At 70.8% G+C, this 18484-nt stretch carries 19 protein-coding genes; 8 read left to right on the top strand and 11 right to left on the bottom strand.

The window, feature by feature from the left end; translation table 11 throughout:
• Window positions 1-10 precede the first annotated feature (10 nt).
• Entirely contained in the window at window positions 11-829 is an 819-nt protein-coding gene (locus UO65_RS15855) for a PIG-L deacetylase family protein (RefSeq protein WP_052021230.1), read from the top strand.
• Window positions 830-958: 129 nt separating this feature from the next.
• Window positions 959-1522 carry an HD domain-containing protein gene (locus UO65_RS15850; RefSeq protein ID WP_035283249.1) on the top strand — a complete coding sequence of 188 codons (564 nt, stop codon included), beginning with the start codon at window positions 959-961 and terminating at the stop codon, window positions 1520-1522.
• An 82-nt stretch (window positions 1523-1604) separates the two neighbouring features.
• Here UO65_RS15850 and UO65_RS34660 read toward each other — a convergent pair whose 3' ends face one another.
• Together UO65_RS34660 and UO65_RS33390 are read right to left on the bottom strand one after the other, a co-directional pair.
• Entirely contained in the window at window positions 1605-2072 is a 468-nt protein-coding gene (locus UO65_RS34660) for an NUDIX domain-containing protein (RefSeq protein ID WP_035283248.1), read from the bottom strand.
• Window positions 2059-2961 (bottom strand): hypothetical protein, encoded by a 903-nt coding sequence (locus tag UO65_RS33390; protein WP_052021229.1) that lies wholly within the window; start codon window positions 2959-2961, stop codon window positions 2059-2061. The genes UO65_RS34660 and UO65_RS33390 overlap by 14 nt, the downstream gene beginning before the upstream one ends.
• Before the next feature lie 965 nt (window positions 2962-3926).
• On the opposite strand from UO65_RS33390, the gene UO65_RS15835 reads away from it, so the two are divergent.
• Window positions 3927-4379 (top strand): hypothetical protein, encoded by a 453-nt coding sequence (locus tag UO65_RS15835; RefSeq protein ID WP_035283247.1) that lies wholly within the window; start codon window positions 3927-3929, stop codon window positions 4377-4379.
• A 140-nt stretch (window positions 4380-4519) separates the two neighbouring features.
• The gene (locus UO65_RS15830; protein ID WP_152552109.1) at window positions 4520-4978 is read left to right on the top strand and encodes a hypothetical protein; all 459 of its coding nucleotides are present in this window, start codon (window positions 4520-4522) and stop codon (window positions 4976-4978) included.
• A 96-nt stretch (window positions 4979-5074) separates the two neighbouring features.
• Here the strand turns inward: UO65_RS15830 and UO65_RS15825 are convergent, their stop codons facing one another.
• The 3 genes from UO65_RS15825 to UO65_RS15815 all read right to left on the bottom strand — a co-directional run bounded on the left by UO65_RS15825 (window position 5075) and on the right by UO65_RS15815 (window position 8825).
• A complete protein-coding gene (locus UO65_RS15825) occupies window positions 5075-6289 on the bottom strand; it encodes an acyl-CoA dehydrogenase family protein (RefSeq protein WP_035283245.1) in 1215 nt (404 codons plus the stop codon).
• 32 nt (window positions 6290-6321) lie between these two features.
• Window positions 6322-7617, bottom strand: a complete 1296-nt coding sequence (locus tag UO65_RS15820; protein ID WP_035283244.1) for an acyl-CoA dehydrogenase family protein — start codon at window positions 7615-7617, stop codon at window positions 6322-6324.
• A gap of 233 nt (window positions 7618-7850) precedes the next feature.
• Window positions 7851-8825: a D-2-hydroxyacid dehydrogenase gene (locus UO65_RS15815; protein WP_035283243.1), complete on the bottom strand. Its 975-nt coding sequence runs from the start codon at window positions 8823-8825 to the stop codon at window positions 7851-7853.
• A 521-nt stretch (window positions 8826-9346) separates the two neighbouring features.
• On the opposite strand from UO65_RS15815, the gene shbA reads away from it, so the two are divergent.
• Window positions 9347-9994: an RNA polymerase sigma factor ShbA gene (gene shbA, locus UO65_RS15810; RefSeq protein ID WP_267880600.1), complete on the top strand. Its 648-nt coding sequence runs from the start codon at window positions 9347-9349 to the stop codon at window positions 9992-9994.
• A 135-nt stretch (window positions 9995-10129) separates the two neighbouring features.
• Here the strand turns inward: shbA and UO65_RS15805 are convergent, their stop codons facing one another.
• The 6 genes from UO65_RS15805 to UO65_RS15780 form a co-directional block, all read right to left on the bottom strand.
• Complete coding sequence (locus UO65_RS15805; protein WP_035283269.1) at window positions 10130-10744, bottom strand: class I SAM-dependent methyltransferase; 615 nt, start codon at window positions 10742-10744, stop codon at window positions 10130-10132.
• A 33-nt stretch (window positions 10745-10777) separates the two neighbouring features.
• Window positions 10778-12007 (bottom strand): alpha/beta hydrolase, encoded by a 1230-nt coding sequence (locus UO65_RS15800; RefSeq protein WP_035283242.1) that lies wholly within the window; start codon window positions 12005-12007, stop codon window positions 10778-10780.
• A gap of 60 nt (window positions 12008-12067) precedes the next feature.
• Entirely contained in the window at window positions 12068-12925 is an 858-nt protein-coding gene (locus UO65_RS15795; RefSeq protein WP_035283241.1) for a MaoC/PaaZ C-terminal domain-containing protein, read from the bottom strand.
• Window positions 12926-12936: 11 nt separating this feature from the next.
• Window positions 12937-13980 carry a ferredoxin--NADP reductase gene (locus UO65_RS15790; protein ID WP_035283240.1) on the bottom strand — a complete coding sequence of 348 codons (1044 nt, stop codon included), beginning with the start codon at window positions 13978-13980 and terminating at the stop codon, window positions 12937-12939.
• Window positions 13981-14118: 138 nt separating this feature from the next.
• On the bottom strand, window positions 14119-15363 hold the full coding sequence (locus UO65_RS36775) for a hypothetical protein (RefSeq protein ID WP_035283239.1): 1245 nt from the start codon (window positions 15361-15363) through the stop codon (window positions 14119-14121).
• Entirely contained in the window at window positions 15360-16526 is a 1167-nt protein-coding gene (locus UO65_RS15780) for an OmpA family protein (RefSeq protein ID WP_152552108.1), read from the bottom strand. The genes UO65_RS36775 and UO65_RS15780 overlap by 4 nt, the downstream gene beginning before the upstream one ends.
• Window positions 16527-17001: 475 nt before the next feature.
• Between UO65_RS15780 and UO65_RS15775 the strand changes: the two genes are divergently transcribed.
• From UO65_RS15775 to UO65_RS34655, 3 genes are all read left to right on the top strand, one after another.
• On the top strand, window positions 17002-17862 hold the full coding sequence (locus UO65_RS15775; RefSeq protein ID WP_035283237.1) for a helix-turn-helix domain-containing protein: 861 nt from the start codon (window positions 17002-17004) through the stop codon (window positions 17860-17862).
• A gap of 8 nt (window positions 17863-17870) precedes the next feature.
• Window positions 17871-18071: a DUF397 domain-containing protein gene (locus tag UO65_RS34020; RefSeq protein ID WP_035283236.1), complete on the top strand. Its 201-nt coding sequence runs from the start codon at window positions 17871-17873 to the stop codon at window positions 18069-18071.
• Between the two features lie 184 nt (window positions 18072-18255).
• The gene (locus tag UO65_RS34655) at window positions 18256-18393 is read left to right on the top strand and encodes a hypothetical protein (protein WP_233427604.1); all 138 of its coding nucleotides are present in this window, start codon (window positions 18256-18258) and stop codon (window positions 18391-18393) included.
• The last annotated feature ends 91 nt before the right edge of the window (window positions 18394-18484 follow it).

Raw genomic sequence — 18484 nt, 5'->3', positions numbered from 1 at the left:
GGAGAAGCCCGTGACAACCCCGTCGACCACCCCAGACCTGCGCGGCCACACCGCGGTGGTCCTGCACGCCCACCCCGACGACGAGGCCATCTTCACCGGCATCACCATGCGCCGCCTCGCCGACGCGGGCGCCAGGGTCGTCCTCGTCTGCGCCACCGACGGCGACCTGGGAGAAGCCCTCATCCCCCTGCGCCCGCACGAGACGCTGGCGGGCCGTCGCCTCCTGGAACTGGAACGGGCGGGCGACATCCTCGGCGTCGACCGCCTGGTCCTCCTGGGCTTCCGCGATTCGGGACTGCCCGGCTGGCCGCAGAACCACCACCCGATGGCCCTCATGCGCCAACCGGTCGGCACCCTGTCCCGCCGGGTCGCCGAGATCATCGAAGCGGAACAGGCGGAGATGATCCTGCACTACGACTGGCGCGGAATCTACCGCCACCCCGACCACGTCGCCGTCCACCGCATCGGCCGCCAAGCCGCCCGCCTGGCCGGGGTGACGTCGTACGAGGCCACAGTGGACAGAACCCACCTCACCCGCCTCGGCGACAACGCCCACCTGGTCCACGCGGCAGCCCGCTCCACGGACGTCCCGTTCGGCCTGTTCCCGTCGGAGATCACGGTGACGCTGCGGGCGACCTACGCGGAGCTGTCGGCGAAGCTGGCCGCCATCGTCACCCACGCCAGCCAGGTCACCGGCGAGGCGGTCGCCCACGCGACCTTCCCCGACGCCTACCGCTTCGAGTGGTACCAGCGCATCGGCCCCCCGACGGTGCTGGAGACGCTCACCGAGGAAGGGATCGCCGTGGGGTCCGCCCAGGTTCGGCCTTGAACGCCACGGCGAAGGCGGATGGGTTCGTGCACCCGGCGGCGACCGACGGGGCGGCGAGGTCCACCCAATGGAGGCCAGCGCCCATGGGTACAGTCGAATTGACTCAGCATCGGCTGCCGGGAGGCGAACTTGGGAGCACTGTTTGGAGAGGCTGAAGACCTGGTCCGGAGGGAATTGGCAACGAGTCAACCTCGGCGCTACGCCCACCTTCAAGGAGCACTGCGCAGAAGCCTCTCAGTGGCTCCTCTTTTCGCAGACACCGATGCCGAGACGCTCACCGTGGCAGCGCTTGTGCACGACATCGGGTATTGCGATTCAGCGGTCGACACCGGTTTGCACGCGCTGGATGGTGCCCGGTTCCTCGCCGGCCTGGGTTTTCCGGCCCGTATCTGCAACCTTGTGGCTCACCACTCATGCTCATATCGGGAAGCGGAGTTGCGCGGCCTGACAACCGAGTTGGCGGAGTGGGACGACGAACGCACACCGTTGCGGGATGCGCTGTGGTGGGTGGATATGACTACCTCGCCCGATGGGGCGGTGGTGGCGTTCAGCAGACGTGTCGCGGAGATCCGGGAGAGGTACGGGCTTGGTGAAGTGGTGACGCGGTTCATCCAGCGGGCAGAGTCGGAGTTGAGAACCGCAGTGGAACGCACGGACGAACGACTGTCACTGACTGGGCTTGGTCAGGTGTAGTAAGGCTCAAACTGCGAGCGACACGAAAGGGCAACCGTTGTGCACGGCGGCCACACGTTCTGATGACCAGCCCACGTCGAAGTCATGGGTTCAACTTGGCAACAACTCCGTCTAGGTAATCTTGTATCCGTGCATAAATTCGGGGGTGCATACCCATACCTTTGATGGTCGACTTGCCGAACCATCCGACTTCCTTCGATTCCGAACTGATCGCAAGTTCTCCCTCGACCATCGAGCAAGCGATACAGATTGAAAATTCTTGGCGCACCTCGCCATTGCCATACTCCATGACATGCTTCGGATCAGAGTAGACAGAGATAACATACCGCGGAGTCACGGATATTCCGGTTTCCTCCCGAACCTCACGGATGATCGAGTCGCCAACTGATTCACCGATCTCAACTCCACCTCCCGGCAGCGCCCAGAGATTGTTATCCGAACGGCGCTGTAAAAGTATCTTTCCTTCATGTTCCACGATTGCGGAAGCAGCGACAACCAGAGAGTTCGCCTTGGGCGCTTTCGGGTCGTCGTAGTAGTCAATGCGAGCCATCAGTTACCCCTGGATTTTGCCCGACCGGCTGAGCCACCACCCAAACATCCTCGAAATGCTTCGCAAACCTTGCGAACAAGTCTTCCGATTGGGCGTTTCGGAGGTGCAGCAGTGGCGCAGCCGAGCCCGGCGTGGCGTACAGATGCGGGGTTACGAGCATCTGATCGTCGAAGCGGAAGACCGAGTTGTAGAGCGGGATGTCCTGGTAACGCAAGTGGAAGTTCTCGTGCCCGATCAGCGGCTGTAGCGCCTTGAGGGTGGAGTGGATGCGGACGACCAGGGTGATGGGGTGATCTTCTTCGCGGTCGCGGTTGGCGACGTGCTCGGAGGCCGGATCGGCGATCGCGGCTCGGACTACACATCCTGCTTCGCACTTGGCGCGGAGGGTGTCGACGAACTGCGGGTGCTGTAGTGGCAGGAAGTAGAGGGTGTAGCCGAGCAGGTCCATCTGCTTCTCGGTGCCTGTGATCAACTCCCACCACTTGGAGACGGGGAAGTCGGACCGGTAGGGGTAGGCGGCAATCATCCCCGGTGAGTACCCAGATGGGGCGAGGGCATGGCCTCCGGTTGGGGGGTGTTCAAGCGGGTCAGTCGTAACCGGGGACGCGTCAGGTTCCGGGGTGTAGGAGACGCTGCCGTTGTAGGGCTCGAAGAGCTGGCGGGCGTCCCACTCGGGGAACATGCTTTCCAGGATGCGGCAGTGATCGGCGTAGGGAAGACCGATGAGGTCGCCGGACAGCCAACGGTAGAACTGGGCCTTGCTGGGATAGCCGCCGACCAGGTCGGGTTCGATCTTCGCGGCCACGCGGTCGTACTCCTTGCAGAAGGCTCGGTGGCCTTGCAGGTGACGTTGTTTGAGCAGGATCTTGAGCAGGACCGGTTCAGTCATCGCGCACCCCCTCTGTACTGGGTGTTTCTGGCGAGACTAGCAGAGCTGAGACATAGATGAGACTAGGTGAGTTACAGAGCGTGGAGATGGGTCATACGCGCTGTCGTAATGCGACCTGCCTTCGACCGAAGCTGTAGGTGGCCCGAGACGGGCTGGACGAACAGCTACGGATCGAAGGTGGTTCAGCGATGGCGATATCCAGGGAGCACAGATTCCCCGTCGAGTTCCGCAAGGCGTTCCCGCACGACTGGGGCAATCGGTCCTCGTCTGAGTCGGGCGAGAAGGCTGCGTGATCGCGGTGTCTCGGCAGCCTGATGGGGAGGGGCCGGTTTCCGGCCTGGTCCCTCCCCCCGGGGTCGGGCCGGACGCGGTTCTCGCGTCGGTGCCAGGTGGGTTGGTCGAAGCATGGCAGGAGGCGTATCGGGACTACGGGTACGCGTCCGAGGCGACGTCGTCGGCGCAACCGGGCAATCCGGATGTGGCTCGGGCAATGGCCGCGACTTCTCTGGCCGTGGCCTCAGCGTGGCGAGAGATCGCGGCGCAAGGTGCGCACTCCTGGTGGTCATTGGCCGCTGTGGAGGCTGCCGCGCAGGCGTTCGAGTTCCAGGCCCGTGACTGGGGTGCCCGGGCGGCACAGGTGCAAGGTGGTCGGCTCCGCAGTGGCAGGCGGGGTGTGCGGTGACTCGTCAGAAGAGGCAGCAGAAGGCAGGGCCGCCAATGACGTTGCGGGAGTCGCATGAGTTCTTGGGTCCTCGGCGGCCCGAGAACTCGGCTCCTGCGGCGAACACTCGGGGTCTTTGGATGAGACCTCTGCCGGTCGAACCTGTGGGCAGCGGCCGAAACACCGGTTGCGGAACGGCAGGAGTTTCGATCATGGCGATCCAGAGAGGACGGCGATGACAGAGGCCCGGCAACGTGCAGCGGTCCCGACCGGCGAAAGCGCGGCACCGGATGCGCGGCACTCGATGGCGGAGCTGGTGCGGTCGCTGGATCGGCACCTGCACGAGCACCGGCACAAGCTGGCCGGTCCGGTGTCGGTGCGGATCAACACCGGGGTGCGGTTCCCGGTCATGATCGAGATCAGGTGCGGCAACCTCCAGCAGGTGTGCGCGGGTCTGCTGACCTGGCGCGAGTCCCTGGACGGCGACTGGGACATGGTGGCTCGACGAACCCCGGACGGCGGGATCCTGTCCTTGGAGCTGACGGGGTCGACCTTGGACGGCATCGCCTACCACGTGGTCGACGCGGTGCCCTGGCACCCGCCCCTGTTCCCAGGACTGCTCGCGGGAAACCAGATGACGTTGGGTTCGGTGGTGGTCCACGCCCTCGCCCGGGGGAACTGGGCTCCGGACAGGGACTACCCACCCGCCCTGGCGTGCCTCCTCGACCTCCCTGATGGTGAGGAGAGTGAGCGGTGACCGCGACAACCCACCATCCCCGTGTCCCTTGCATCACCGCATGGTCTGCGGAGCAGTCCGAGACAGGCCCGCTTGTCCAATGCCCGGGTGGTGGCATCGCCTACGCAGACGAGACCACCGGGGACCGAGACGACCGGGGCGTGTTATGGCAGCGTGCCCCGTCAGCACCCGGGCAGGGCGCCCCGCAGTTCGCGGCGGTGCACAGCGCCCGCCAACGCCAGGTCATGGGCGAACTGCTCTGCCAGGTGTGCGCAGGCCCCGCCGACCAGAACGACGACGACGGCACCCTGTGGCTCCTGCAAGACCGGCGCACCGACTGGCCGGGATGGCCACAGGGCATGGATGTCACCGAACCCCCGATCTGCGTCCACTGCCTACCCATCGCCATCCGGGCCTGCCCGGCCCTGCGCGAGAGCCACGCGGCGATCCGGGCTTTCACCGCCCCGATCGTCGGCATCCGAGGCACCCTCTACACACCGTCGCCCACTGGGCCGGTGGCCGCCGGAGTGTCCGTCGTTGACTTCGACAACCCCGACATCCGGTGGGTACTGGCCCATCAACTAATCCGCACCCTGCACCAAGCGGTGGTCCTCAACTGACCTCAACCGAAAATGCTCCCGGCAACCGCCCTATACAGCAGCGCCCGAGTCCACAGGGGACTCGGGCGCTGCCATGTCAGAACCGTTGTTACTAAGTCACTTCAGCTCAGACGACGACTTCCCGAGCAGGCGGCGGGCCACGATGAGCTGCTGGATCTGCTGGGTGCCCTCGAAGATGTCCAGGATCTTCGAGTCGCGGGCCCACTTCTCCAGGAGCGAGTTCTCGCTGTAGCCCAGCGACCCCGTCAGCTCCACGCAGCGCAGGGTGACGTCCGAGCCGGTGCGCCCGGCCTTGGCCTTGGCCATGGAGGCCTGCAGCGAGTTGGGCTTGCGGTTGTCGGCCATCCACGCCGCTTCCAGGGCCAGCAGGTACGCGGCCTCCCAGTCGGCTTCGAGCTGGAGGAAGGTGGCGGCGGCGGCGGACTGGGTCTGGGCGGGGCGGTCGTAGTCGATGACGACGCCCGACTCCTCCAGGATGCGGCGGGTTTCCTCGAGCGACGCCCGGGCCACGCCGATGGCCATGGCGGCCACCAGGGGGCGGGTGTTGTCGAAGGTCTGCATGACGCCCGCGAAGCCCTGTTCGGTGTTGACCTCGGGGCTGCCCAGCAGGTTGTCCTTGTGGACGCGGACGTTGTCCAGGCGGAAGTGGGCGGTGTCCGACGCGCGGATGCCCAGCTTGTGCTCCAGGCGCACCAGTTCGAAGCCGGGGGTGCCGCGGTCGACCACGAAGGACTTGATCGCGGCCTTGCCCAGGTTGCGGTCGAGGGTGGCCCAGACGACCACGCAGTCCGCGCGCTCGCCGGAGGTCACGAAGATCTTCTCGCCGTTCAGGACGTAGTAGTCGCCGTCCTTGACCGCGGTGGCGCGGATGGCGCCGGAGTCGGAGCCGGTGTCGGGCTCGGTGATGGCCATGGCGGCCCACTTGCCCTTGTAGCGCTCCAACTGCTCGTCGTTGGCGACCGAGGCGATGGCGGCGTTGCCCAGGCCCTGGCGCGGCATCGACAGCAGCAGGCCCACGTCGCCCCAGCACATCTCCATGGTGCCCAGGAGGAGCTGGAGGTTGGAGCCGTTGCGGTTGCCCTGGTCCTTGTCCTTCTTGCCGTCGCCGCGGCGGACGCCGCCCGCGCCGGTGCCGTTGCCGGAGGCCGAGAGGCCGTCCAGCAGGGCGGCCAGCATGTCGAGCTCCTTGGGGTAGGTGTGCTCGGCCTGGTCGTACTTGCGGGAGTTGGGCCGGAAGAACTCGGCGGCGGCGGCGTGGGCCTGCTCCACGAGCTGCTCGAACTTCTTGGGGATCTCGAGGTTGATCGTCATTTCCCTGTGTTCCTTACGCCTCGTGTGGGCCCTCAGACGAGGACGATGCCTTCGACCAGACCGATGGCCCGCAGGTCGCGGTACCACCGCTCCACGGGGTGCTCCTTGACGAAACCGTGCCCACCGAGAAGCTGCACGCCGTCGTTGCCGATCAGCATGCCCTTGTCGGCGCACAGCTTGCGGGCCAGCGCGGCCTCGCGGGCGTAGGGCTTGCCCTGCTCGGCGCGCGAGGCGGCCTTGTAGGTGAGCAGGCGCATGCCCTCGAGCTCGATGCCGATGTTGGCGACCATGAACGCCACGCTCTGCCGGTGCGAGATGGGCTCGCCGAACGCCACCCGGTCGTTGACGTAGGGGATGACGTAGTCGAGCACGGCCTGGCCGGTGCCCAGGGCGAGGGCGCACCAGCCGATGCGGGAGAGCCGCACGCACTCGGCGAACACGTCGGCCTTGCCGCCGCCGAGCAGGGCGGTGGCGGGCAGCGCGACCTTGTCCAGGCGCAGGCGGCCCATGCCCGCGGCGCGCAGGCCCATGGCGGGCTCGGACTCGACCGTGACGCCCGCGGAGCCGGACTCGACCAGGAACAGCGCCGGGCCGCGGCCGTCGAGGTCGGCGGCGACGATGAACAGCTCGGCCTGGTTGGCCCGCGGCACCAGGGACTTGACGCCCTCGATGACGAAGCCGCCCGCGGTGCGGTAGGCCTTGGTCTTGAGCTTGAACGGGTCGAACAGCGGCGTGGGCTCCTGGATGGTCAGGGCCGCGGCCGGGACGTTGTCGCCGACGAAGGCGGGCAGGTAGGTGGACTGCTGGGTCTCGTCGCCCCACTGGACCAGGGCGGTGCTGACCGCCGAGGGCGCCAGGCAGGCGACCGCGAGGCCCATGTCGCCGTGCGCGAGGGCCTCGGCGACCAGGACGTTGGTGACCGCGGAGCGCTCGGTGCCCAGGCCGCCGAGCTCCTCGGGCACGCCCACCAGGGTGACGCCGAGTTCCTGGATCTGCGAGAGCAGGCCCTGCGGCGCCTCGCACTTGGCGTCGGCGTCGGCGGCGATGGGGCGGATCTGCTCGGCGGCGAACTCCACCACCGTCTCGCGGATCATGCCCTGCTCCTCGTCGGGCGTCAGGTCGAACAGACCGCGCTCCGGGGCCGAGGGCAGGCGCTTGGGCTTGCTCTGCTTGGTGGCCGAGGCGAACGTGCGGCTGGCCGCGCCGACCGCGGTGAAGCCGCTCCTGGTCGCCTCGTAGAGCCCGCGCTCCACCGGCTTGCGCAGGCCGAAGCGGTCGAGCACCTCCGTGCTCGCCAGCTTGTTCAGCGCCGCGAGGACCGTGCCCATGGCATCCCGCCTGGGCTGCGCGGTGCCCGTTCCCTCTTTCGTGGCCATGGTGCTCCCACCTCAGTGTCGAACCGTCCGATCTGGCTTACCTACTCTAGAGTAGCAACCGGGTTCGTTCGACCTCTGTGACCGGCGTCACCTGTTTGCCGCAGTGCCCGAACTATCCCCCACCAGAGTGAAAAGTGCAGGCCAAGACCGATTTCCGCCGACCCCGGGGGCGCGGCAAATCGACGTCACGAACCGCCGCGCACGTACCCGCGGCGCTTGTCCACCAGGTTCACCAGCGGCCTGCCGTCGCGGAAGCGCTCCAGGTTGTCCTGGAAGCGGCGCACCAGTTCCTCCCGCCAGCCGACCACGTCCCCGGACATGTGCGGGGAGATCAGCACGTTCGGCATGTCCCACAGCGGCGAGGACGGCGGCAGCGGGTCGTCGCGGAACACGTCGAAGGCCGCGCCCGCGATCTCCCGCGAGTCCAGCGCGTCGATCAGGTCCGGCTGCACCACCAGCCCGCCGCGGCCGACGTTGACCAGCCGGGCGGTACCGCGCATGGCGCGCAGGGCGGCCGCGTCGATCAGCCCGGTCGTCTCGGGGGTGAGCGGGGCGGCGAGGACCACCCAGTCGTGGTGCGGCAGCGCGGAGCGCAGCCCCGCCATCGGCACCACGTCCCCCAGGTCGGGGTCGGCGGCCCTGGCCACCCGGCCCACCCCGGAGACGATGACCCCCGCGGCGCCGAGCTTGCGGCCGATGGCGCGGCCGATCGGACCGGTGCCGACCACCAGCGCCCGCGAGCCCGCCAGCCGCTCGGTCTCCCGGTGGCTCCAGTGCCTGCGCTGCTGCAGGCGGATGGTCGTGGGCAGGTCCTTGGCGAAGGCGAGCACCAGGCCGAGCACGTACTCGGCCATCGGCTCGTCGAACACGCCGCGGGAGTTGGTCAGCAGCACGTCGCTGTCGCGCAGCCCCGGGAAGAGCAGGTTGTCCACACCCGCGCTGGCCGCGTGCACCCACCGCAGCGAGTCCGCGGCGTCCCACACCCGGGCCAGGACCGGGGTGCGTGAGTCCCACACGAACAGTGCGTGCGCCCCGTTGAGGGCCGACCACAGCCCGCCCGCGTTCGTGTAGCGGACCCGCGACAGCGCCTCGACCGGTCCCATCGCGGGTGGGCGGTCGGCGCCGTGCAGGACCACGACGATCGGCTGGCTCATGTCCATGGCGAAATGCATCCCCGTTCGGGTGGGCCGGGTTCGACGACGCCGCGCCGGGTGCCATTACTCCATTCGAGCAAGGCATCACTCGTTCGGCGTAGCGCCGCTCACGCTGCCGGAAGCACGGCCGCACTGTTGTCCACCGTTTGCCCCGGAACGGGGCAGGCTGTGGTCCCCGTCGCGCACCTCAAGGGTACGTCGGTTGTCGGGATTCGAGAGATGCGCAGGTGAGGGGCCGGGCGGGGCGGCCGGTGGGGGCTGGGCCCGAACTGCGTACGGCCGTGTCCGCATAGGGACCTTGGACCCTAACCATCCTAAGGTTGAATCCAGAACCATCCCTCGTATGCAGCAGTCGCGCCTCTGGTGCGGAGCCAAAATCCCGGCTACCATCACTCTCCGTCAGGGCCACCATCGAATCCGACTGTCACGCGGACGGGTGGAGCGGTGAGCCGGGACAGCAGCGCCGTCGCGGATTCCGACGGCGTGTCCTCTCCTCTTTCGGCGTGCCGCTATCTCTGGGGGCTCAAGTGAGTTCAGCTACCCCGTCCGTTCCGGACACAACCGCCCGTCCCGGCCGCTCGGCCTCGACGGACGCCGTCTTCACCCGGCTCAAGAGCACCGCGTTCCACGAGCTGGTGGCCGCCTCGCTCGCCGGGGACAGGGAAGCCCAGGGCACGCTGTTCACCTGGATCAACCCGGCGATCATCCGCTACTGCCGCGCCCGCATCGGCCGCACCGGCAGCGCCTTCTCCTCCGCCGACGACGTCGCCCAGGAGATCCTGCTCGCCGTCCTCGGCGCCCTGCCCCGCTACTCCGACGACCGCGAGTCGTTCCTGCCGTTCGTCTACGGCATCGCCTCGCACAAGGTCGCCGACTACTACCGCCGCTCCGGCCGCGACCGCTCCGACCCCGTCGCCGACGTCCCCGACACCATCGACCACGGCCTCGGCCCCGAGCAGACCATGCTGCGCGGGGAGATGCGCGAACGCCTGGTGGGCCTGCTCGACACCCTCGCCCCCCGCCAGCGCGAGATCCTGGTCCTGCGCCTGGTCGTCGGCCTCTCCGCCCAGGAGACCGCCACCGCCATCGGCCTCACCGCCACCGCCGTCCGCGTCGCCCAGCACCGCGCGCTCAACCGCCTGCGCGGCAGCCTGACCGCCGGTGAGTGGCTGTAGGACTGCTCCCGGTTGCGGAAGGGGCCCGGCGGTCGACGCCGGGCCCCTTCCGCTTCCCGACCGGTCAGGCTCCAGGCAGGACACGAACAGGACACGGCGGCGGCCCGGTCCCGCGGAACCGGGCCGCCGCCGGGGTCACTTCGCGGTGGCGCGCAGGTAGAGCTGGACCTCGATGCGGCCGGGCTCGGCCTCGGCCTCGAACTCGCGCAGGTCGAGCACGTCGAAACCGGCGTCCGCCACGACCCGGCGGAGCTGGTCCGGCGGGTAGGCGGTGACCGTGGTCGGCGAACCGAGGAAGTTCACCGGGAACGCGTCGAAGTCGCCCTGCACCATGCTGATCACCAGCAGCTTCGGGCCGCGCAGCAGCCTGCGGAGGGCGCGCAGGGTGGCGGCGATGTCGGCCTTGGGCAGCATCAGCAGGGCGAAGAAGGTGGCCACCGCGTCGAATTCGCCCAGGTCGGCCAGGTCGCGCAGGTCGCCGTGGACGAACGTGGCCCCCGGGGCGTGCGCGCGGGCCAGGTCGAGCATCACCGACGACTCGTCGACGCCGACGACCTCCAGGCCCGCGTCGACGAACTGCTTGACGGTGGGCAGGCCGCTGCCGCAGCCCAGGTCCAGCACCCGCGACCCGGCGGGGAGCTGGTCGATCAGCCACTGCGCCTCGGCGATCTGGACGTCGCGCTCCACGAAGGACTCGTCGTAGCGGCTGCCGATGAGGTCGAAGGCGGGGACGGGGGGGTTCTCGGTCACGCCGCACAGCATGCCTGTGGTCACCGCACCGGTCTAGGCCGTGTTTCGGTGGGTCCACTCCAGGAACCGGGCCACCCCGCGCAGCACGTGCGCGCTGCGGATCGAGGGGAAGACGTCGAACGCGTGCTGCGCGCCGCTGATCTCCGCGTACGCGACCGGGTTCGCCGACACCGCCCGCAGGCGGCGCACGAACTCGCGCGCCTCCGGCACCGGGACCAGCGTGTCGGCGGCACCGTGCACCACGAAGAACGGCGGCGCGTCGGCGCGCACCTGCGCCAGCGGCGACAGGCTCCGGTACAGCTCCGGGTACCGGCGCGGGTCCTTGCCGACGACGTAGCGGCTCAGCAGCAGCGACAGCCGCACGGTGGCGGCGCGGGTCTCGGTCTCGGCGGCGAGGTCGTAGACGCCGTAGTGCGGCGCGCAGGCCTGCACCGAGGTGTCGGCGTCCTCGAACCCGGGCTGCCAGTGCGGGTCGTTGCCGGTCAGCGCCAGCATGGTCGCCAGGTGCCCGCCCGCCGACCCGCCGGTGACGGCGATGAACCCCGGGTCGCCGCCGTACTCGGCCGCGTGCTCGCGCACCCAGGCCACCGCCCGCTTGAGCGCGACGAGCTGCTGGTCGACCCGGGTCTTCGGGGACAGCGGGTAGTTCGCCGAGACGCACAGCCAGCCGTTGGCGGCCAGGTGCAGCATCAGCGGGATGCCCTGCTGGTCCTTGCGGCCGGTCAGCCACGCGCCGCCGTGCACCTGGACCAGCACCGGCCGCTTCGCGCCCTGGTCGCGGTGGTGGTAGACGTCCAGCTCGAAGCGCCGCCCGCCGGGGGCGTAGGGCAGGTCGCGGCGGCGCACCACGGTCGGGTCGGCCAGCCGGAACGGCAGCAGCACCTGCCGCCACGGCACCGCCAGCTCCGCCCGGGTGGGCACGTGGTCGAGGCCGTCGGCGTAGTCCTCGCCCAGCGCCTCGCGCAGCCCGGCCTCCACCTCCGCCGCCGCCTTGCGCCCGGACAGCGCCAGCGCGGCCAGCCCGGCGACGGACAGCCCGCCGAGCACGGCGGCGACCCGGTCGTCCCGGTCGCGCAGGCCGCGGCGGGCGAGGCCGGTGAGCGTGGCCGCCGTCTCCGCGGCCAGCAGGTGCGGTGACAGCTCGGCGGTGAGCCAGCCCGCGAGGAACGTGGGCAGCGAGGTCCACGGGTTGCGCAGCGGGCGCAGGGCGTTGACCGTCAGCGCCAGCAGCCCGGCCTTGCGCAGCACCCGCTTTCGTCCCATGAACCGATGCTAAGCCGGGTCGGCGGTTTCGGGGGTGGTCGGGTGGCGTCGAAGACAGCCCTAGGCCCAGCTCAGTTCCACGTCGTCGAGGGCGGGGGCGTCGTCGCGGGCGGGGACGGTGGTGCGGGCGCGCAGGGACGACTCCGACAGCCAGGCTCGGGTGCGCAGGGTTTCGCCCGGGTAGACGACGCCGGTGAAGCGGGCGCCGAAGTCGGTGACCGGGTCCGGGTCGCCGTCGAGGACCGCGCCGATGAGGGCCTTGCAGACCACCCCGTAGGTGCACAGGCCGTGCAGGATGGGGGCCGGGAAGCCCGCGGCCCTGGCGAAGGCGGGGTCGGCGTGCAGGGGGTTGCGGTCGCCGCACAGCCGGTAGAGCAGGGCCTGCTGCGGCAGGGTCACCGAGTCGACGGTGAGGTCCGGTGGGCCCGGTGGGGTCCACCGCTCGGCCTTCGGGCCGCGGTCGCCGCCGAAGCCGCCCAGGCCGCGCACGACCAGCGTCGATCTGCTCGTCCACAGTGGACCGGCCTGCGCGTGCGCCACCGAGTCGACCACCAGCACCGCGCTGGAACCCTTGTCCCAGAGCTGCGTCAGCGACCGCTCGACGCGCACCTCGCCCTCGGTCGGCAGCGGCAGCCGCACCGACACCGTCTGGCCGCCGTGCAGCACCCGGGACAGGTCGGCGCGCACCCCGGGCAGGGTCAGCGCGGGCGGGTCGAACATGCCCAGGCTGGGCACGAGGGCGCCGTAGGTGGGCAGCACGCGCAGGCCGTCCTCGTGGGCGTAGCGCAGCTCCCTCGGGTCGAACGGGTCGCTGCCCGCGCCCAGGGCCAGGTGGTAGCGCTGCACGTCGACCGGGGACCAGCGGTGGTCGACGTCGGGCAGCCGGGCACCGAGCGCCGCCCCGGGGTCGATCGGCATCGGTGCGGTCCTCACTCGTAGGCGATCTCGACCTTCTCGGTCAGCGGGTGCGACTGGCAGGCGAGCCGGTGGCCGTCGGCCTTCTCCTCCTCCGACAGCGGGTCGTCGGCGTCCATCCGCACGTCGCCGGAGACGAGCTTGTAGACGCAGCTCCCGCAGGAGGCGGCCTGGCAGGAGTAGGGGGCTTCGATCCCCGCGTCCAGCAGGACGTCGAGCAGGACGTCGCCCACCGGCCAGTCCACGGTGTGCGTGGCACCGTCGAGCTGCACGGTCACCACGGCGGTCTCCAGCGGCTTCGCCTCGGCCGCCGCCTTCGCCGCCGCCTTGGCCGCGGCCTGCTCCAGCCGCTCGAACGGGTTGGCCGCCAGGGACACGAACCGCTCCATGTGCCTGCGCTCGCGCGGCACCCCCAGCTCGGTCAGCGCCTCGGTCACCGCGGTCATGAACGGCTGCGGGCCGCAGGTGTAGACGTCGTGGTCGGCGTGCGGGCGGGCCAGGTCGACCAGGTCGGCCAGGGCCGGGATGCCGCGCTCGGACTCCAGCCAGTGCGCCACGGTGAGCCTGCCCGGGTGCGCCGCGGCCAGCTCGGCCAGCCGGTCGGCGAAGATCACCGACCGGGGGTCGCGGTTGGCGTAGACCAGGGCGACCTCGCGGTGGCCCTGGTCCAGCGCGGACTTGATGATCGACATGATCGGGGTGATGCCGGAGCCGCCCGCGAACAGCAGCAGGTCGTGGTCGTAGTGCTTGGGGCCGAACACGCCCGAGGGTGCCAGCACCTCGATCGTGTCACCGGGGGCGACGTTGTCGCAGACCCAGTTGGAGGCGTAGCCGTCGGCGGTGCGCTTGACGGTGACCTGCGGGCGGTCGCCGGTGTGCGGGGAACTCGACAGCGAGTAGCAGCGGGCCACCGAGCCGCACTCGTCGCTGGGCACCCGCAGCGTCAGGAACTGGCCGGGCCGGTAGTCGAGCTGCGCGTCGAAGACGATCGAGCGGGCGTCGGGCGTCTCGGCGATCACCTCCGCCACCGTCAGCAGGTGCGTCGTGAGTGCGGCCACCGCGGAACCTCCTCGTTGTCTCACCGCGCGCCGCGGGGGCGCACCGTCCGTGCTCGCACCGCATCATCCCGCTCACGCACGGTCGCGCGATACCCCTGGGCGGGGGTCGCACCGACGAAGGGTGCGACCCCGCCCGCGTCACCACTCGCGGCGGACCAGCGCCTCCTCCCGGCCGAAGCGCTCGTCGGCGGGGCCGCCGGTGCCCACCACCGCCTCCCGGATCGCCTGCGCCTGGACCAGCGCTCCCGCCGACTGCTCCAGCGCGGTGTCGAGCATCGGGCACGCTGGCGGTGCCTGCTTCCCCACCACCTGGTCGTTCCCCGCGCAGGAGCGGGCCAGCAGGACGGTGCGCCGCGCGCGCAGCAGGTGCCGTTCGACGCGCAGGTCGATCCGCGCCCGCTCGCGCCGCATCCTGGCGTCGATCGACCGCGCGTCGGCGATGGCCCGGTCGGCCCGGCGCAGGCCGCGGGCCCGCTCGACGTCCGCCCGGTGCACCACGGCGGTGAGCCCGGCCACCAGCCGGGTCGTCGGCGACCCGTCGAAGGCGTGCTGGAGCACCAGCACCCACGGCGCCGCGACCGCGCAGCCCGCGAGCACCAGCCCCACCACCGACGCCACCCCCACCTGGTCGACCGACTGCCCCTCGTACCTGATCCGCAGGAAGACCGACGCCGCCGCTCCCGCGCTGATCGACCCCAGCAGCAGGCACAGCAGCACCAGCACCGGGCCGCGCGGCGGGAACTCCTCCGCCGGGTCGTGCTCGGTGTCGGGGCGGGCGCTGGCCACCCGCCAGGCCCAGACCCGCTCCCCGACGGCGACCGCCAGCTTCGCCTGCACCCCGGCCCCGAACAGGGCGAACGCGCAGGCCGTCACAAGCTCCGGGACGCCGGGGTCGGTCCAGTCGAGGTTGAGCAGCAGGCCGAACACCACCAGCAGCGCCACCGCGTCGACCAGCAGCAGCAGGTGTGCCAGCACCGTCGCCGCCCGGCCGCGGGCGTGGTCGTGGACGGCCATGCCCCGCTCCCGGTCGGCGCGGATCGCGGCCCTGGCCGCGGCCAGCTCGCCGCGCGCCGCCCGGGCGGTGGTCGACCACCCCGACCAGGCCGTGGCCCGCTTCCCCCCGACGACCCGGTCCCGGTCCTCGGCCGCGACGACGTCCGCGCAGCGCAGCTCCGCCGCCAGCGCCGCCCGCTGCGCCCTGCCGCTCCACCGCAGGACCCGGCGCCCGCGCCGACCGAACACCCGGTTCGCCGCCGACTCGGCCAGCGACCCGTGCGCCGCCTCGGCCGGACCGCCCCCGCCACCCCGCCGGGCGAGGGAGGTCGCGGTCGAGGACCGCCACGGGTGCCGCAGCCACTCCGCGGTGCTCAGGTGCCGCCTCACGACCGCCCACCCCCCGCGGTCACCTCGACCACGACGGCGCGGTTGCGCTGCGCCGCCACGGGGTCCAGGGCGCCGTCGGGTCCCACGTCGACGGCAAGGGGCTCGTCGAACCCCACCCCGAGGACGGTCACCGCCGACCCCGGCACCCCCAGCGCCACCAGGGCGTCGCGGACCGCGGTGGCCCTGGCCAGGCTCAGCCGCCGGGCGGTGTCGGCGGGTCCGACGGAGGCGGTGTGCCCGGTCAGGGTGATGCCCGCCCCCGGCGGGAGGTTCCCGGCGAGCTGCCGCAGCACCGGCCCGGCCGATTCCAGCAGCACGGCGGAGTCGGGTCCGAACAGCACGTCGCTGGGCAGCGCGATCGGCCTGGCCTGCGGGACCGGCTCCGAGATGACCGGCGGTTCGGGGACCGGGACCGTGGGCACCGGTGTGGTCGAGACCGGCCGCCCGCCGGTCACCGGGTCGGGGTCCACCGCGCACTCCGCCGCGCCGCCCGCGCGGCAGAGCCCCGTCCAGAAGTCCACCAGCCGGTTGCGCAGTTGCGGCGGCAGCGGCCGCTGCGGTGCCTCGGTGTCCCCGATCCCGCTGAACACGACCCGCTTCCCGGTCAGGTCCGGGACGAGCCCGAGCGACCGGGCGCGTTCCACGGTCGCCCCCGCCCCGACCCGGTCCCAGCCGAGGACCGCGGTGGCCAGCGGCCCGGTGGTCTGCAGGCCGGAGCTGAGCAGCACCCCGGTGACCCGGCCCGGGGTGCGCCCGATGTGGTCGAGCAGGGCGAGCGGGTCCGACCGGGCGGCGCCGCTCCCGGTCCCGGCCAGGAGCGCGCCCACCCGCTCCACCTCCTGCCGGGTGAGCGCCGCGCGCCGCGCGCCGTCGTGCTCGACCTGCGCCCCGCGCCGCAGCCGCAACTGCCCTTCCTCGACCACCCTGGGCCGCTGGTCCCCGGCCACCACGACCCGCAGGCTCGCGTGGTCGCCCCGCAGCGCGGCGGTGATCTCCTGCCGCGCCCGCGCGGTCAGCGCGGGCGCGGGCTCGTTGGCCCCCGCCGTCATGGCGAGCACGAGGACGTCGTCGTCCCCCGCCGCCTCCCGGGCGCACCCCACGACGAGTGCGCCGAACAGCACCGTTGCTGTCAGAAGAGCTGTGACCTGCTGGTTCTCCCTCATCGAGCACCTCATTCCCTGGCCGGGGGCGGCTCCCGAGGCCGCCTCCCGTGTGGCGTACGCCACCGGTACTCAGATTGCGTGACAGAAGTGCCTAAAACAAGTTCCTCATGCAATTGCACAAGGTGGCACCACCCGTTCGGAGCAGCATCAGGACCCCGGGTGTCAGCCGAATGGCCCAACGATCGCACGAACCATCCGAAGGTGTGATCCCGCCGAAAAGCTCCCTGGTGAACACTGGATTTCAAGCCCGGCAACAAGTTGGGCGGCGCGGCGCGCGCCGCGCTCCCACTGGCGCCGACCCGGGACGCCGGTGTTAACCTCGACGGGCTCTCGCCATGCAATTGCACCACGCTGCGCGGCGACTCCGCCCGGGTCGGCCACTTCGCGACGCGTTGAGCCGTCCGGAGAGCCGCCACGACAGCCGAGGCAGCAAGATCGACACCGTCCGGGGTCACGCCGCCGAGTAGGAGGGGACATGCCCAGCCAGGGCCCGCTCATCCCCCGACGCCGCCTGGGCGCCGAACTCCGCAGGCTCCGCGAGGCCGCGGGCCTGCACCTCGAGCACGCCGCCGCCCACCTCGAGTGCAGCACCAGCAAGGTCTCGCGCCTGGAGACCGGCCAGGGCATCCCCAAGACGCGCGACATCCGCGACCTGCTCGGCCTCTACGGCCTCACCGACCAGCGGGCCCAGGACCGCCTGCTGCGCCTGGCCGGGGACGGCCGCCGCCAGGCCTGGTGGCAGGACCTCAACGACGCGCTGACGAGCAACCTCGACCAGTACATCTCACTGGAGTCCGAGGCCTCGCTGCAACGCGACTTCAGCATCTCCTACATCTACGGGCTCCTGCAGACCGAGCGGTACGCCCGCGCGCTGCTGCGGTCGATCGCCCCGCACGAGCGGGAGAGCATCGTCGAGGACCGCGTGGGCCTGCGCATGAAGCGGCAGCAGGAGTTCGGCGCCCGCACCGACCTGCCCCGGCTGGACATCATCCTGGACGAGGCGACCCTGCACCGCCGGGTCGGCGACGCGGGCGTCATGCGCGACCAGCTCGAATCCCTGTTGGCGGTGAACGAGACCACCGGCAGGCGGCTGCGGGTCTTCCCCTTCTCCGCCCAGCCCGACATGGGCGCCCAGTGCTCGTTCGTCATCTTCACCTTCGACAGCGACTACGACCGCAACGCCGTCCACATCGAACTGCCGGGAGGTGACCGCTGGTTGGAGGTGGAATCCGACATCGAGCGGTACACCTTGTTCTTCCAGGCCCTCGCCGGGAAAAGCCTCAGCGAGGATGACACCGACGCCCTGATAAAGAAAATCATGGCCAACAACCAGTAGGACAACCCGTGACAATCGATGCCGAATTCCGGCGGAGCAGCTTCTGCTCGAATGGCAACTGCGTCCAGGTCGCCATGCTCGCCGACGGCAGGGTCGCGCTGCGCGACTCGAAGAACCCCGCCGCCCCCGCCCACGTGCTCCCCGCGCGGGCGTGGACCCGGTTCAACGCCGCGATCAAGGGGGACGCGGTGGGCTGTCCGGCGGGCTGAGCCCGCTGTCCGCTTTTCGTCCCTGGTGATCACCTGTTATCGACCGCTAACCTGAAGGTGAAAGTCCTGTCACATCGCTGACTGCCGGACACGGGGATTCCTCCGCGATGTGGCTCCGGAGAGGGGTGGCGGAGTGGAACGGTTCAGGCGGAGCAGTCACTGCTCCAACGGCAGTTGTGTCGAGGTGAGCATCGCGGCGGACTCGGTGGCGGTTCGGGGAGTGGAACCGCGCACAGTCCTGCGGGTTCCCCTCGTCGGCGGCTGGCGGCGATTCCTGGGCGTGGTCAAGGCATCCGGGCCGCAGGACGACCGGGTCGCGTGAGACGGGGGTCTCATGCGGCCCGGCACCCGCCGGTTCGCGGGCGGACGAATGGCCGCCGCCGCGGTGCGGTTCGCTAGTCTCGGGTACTCAG

The organism is Actinokineospora spheciospongiae, assembly GCF_000564855.1.
Classification (GTDB): Bacteria; Actinomycetota; Actinomycetes; order Mycobacteriales; family Pseudonocardiaceae; genus Actinokineospora; species Actinokineospora spheciospongiae.
The sequence above is the reverse complement of the archived record's forward strand: the minus strand, read 5'-3'. Positions and strand labels throughout refer to the sequence as shown.

Excerpts from the sequence above, each read along its gene's own strand:
- UO65_RS15835 (WP_035283247.1), top strand. The coding sequence starts at position 3,927 with ATGGCGGAGCTGGTGCGGTCGCTGGATCGGCACCTGCACGAGCACCGG.
- UO65_RS15825 (WP_035283245.1), bottom strand. The coding sequence starts at position 6,289 with ATGACGATCAACCTCGAGATCCCCAAGAAGTTCGAGCAGCTCGTGGAG.
- UO65_RS15815 (WP_035283243.1), bottom strand. The coding sequence starts at position 8,825 with ATGGACATGAGCCAGCCGATCGTCGTGGTCCTGCACGGCGCCGACCGC.
- UO65_RS15775 (WP_035283237.1), top strand. The coding sequence starts at position 17,002 with ATGCCCAGCCAGGGCCCGCTCATCCCCCGACGCCGCCTGGGCGCCGAA.
- UO65_RS33390 (WP_052021229.1), bottom strand. The coding sequence starts at position 2,961 with ATGACTGAACCGGTCCTGCTCAAGATCCTGCTCAAACAACGTCACCTG.
- UO65_RS34660 (WP_035283248.1), bottom strand. The coding sequence starts at position 2,072 with ATGGCTCGCATTGACTACTACGACGACCCGAAAGCGCCCAAGGCGAAC.
- UO65_RS15800 (WP_035283242.1), bottom strand. The coding sequence starts at position 12,007 with ATGGGACGAAAGCGGGTGCTGCGCAAGGCCGGGCTGCTGGCGCTGACG.
- UO65_RS15820 (WP_035283244.1), bottom strand. The coding sequence starts at position 7,617 with ATGGGCACGGTCCTCGCGGCGCTGAACAAGCTGGCGAGCACGGAGGTG.
- UO65_RS15780 (WP_152552108.1), bottom strand. The coding sequence starts at position 16,526 with ATGAGGGAGAACCAGCAGGTCACAGCTCTTCTGACAGCAACGGTGCTG.
- UO65_RS15795 (WP_035283241.1), bottom strand. The coding sequence starts at position 12,925 with ATGCCGATCGACCCCGGGGCGGCGCTCGGTGCCCGGCTGCCCGACGTC.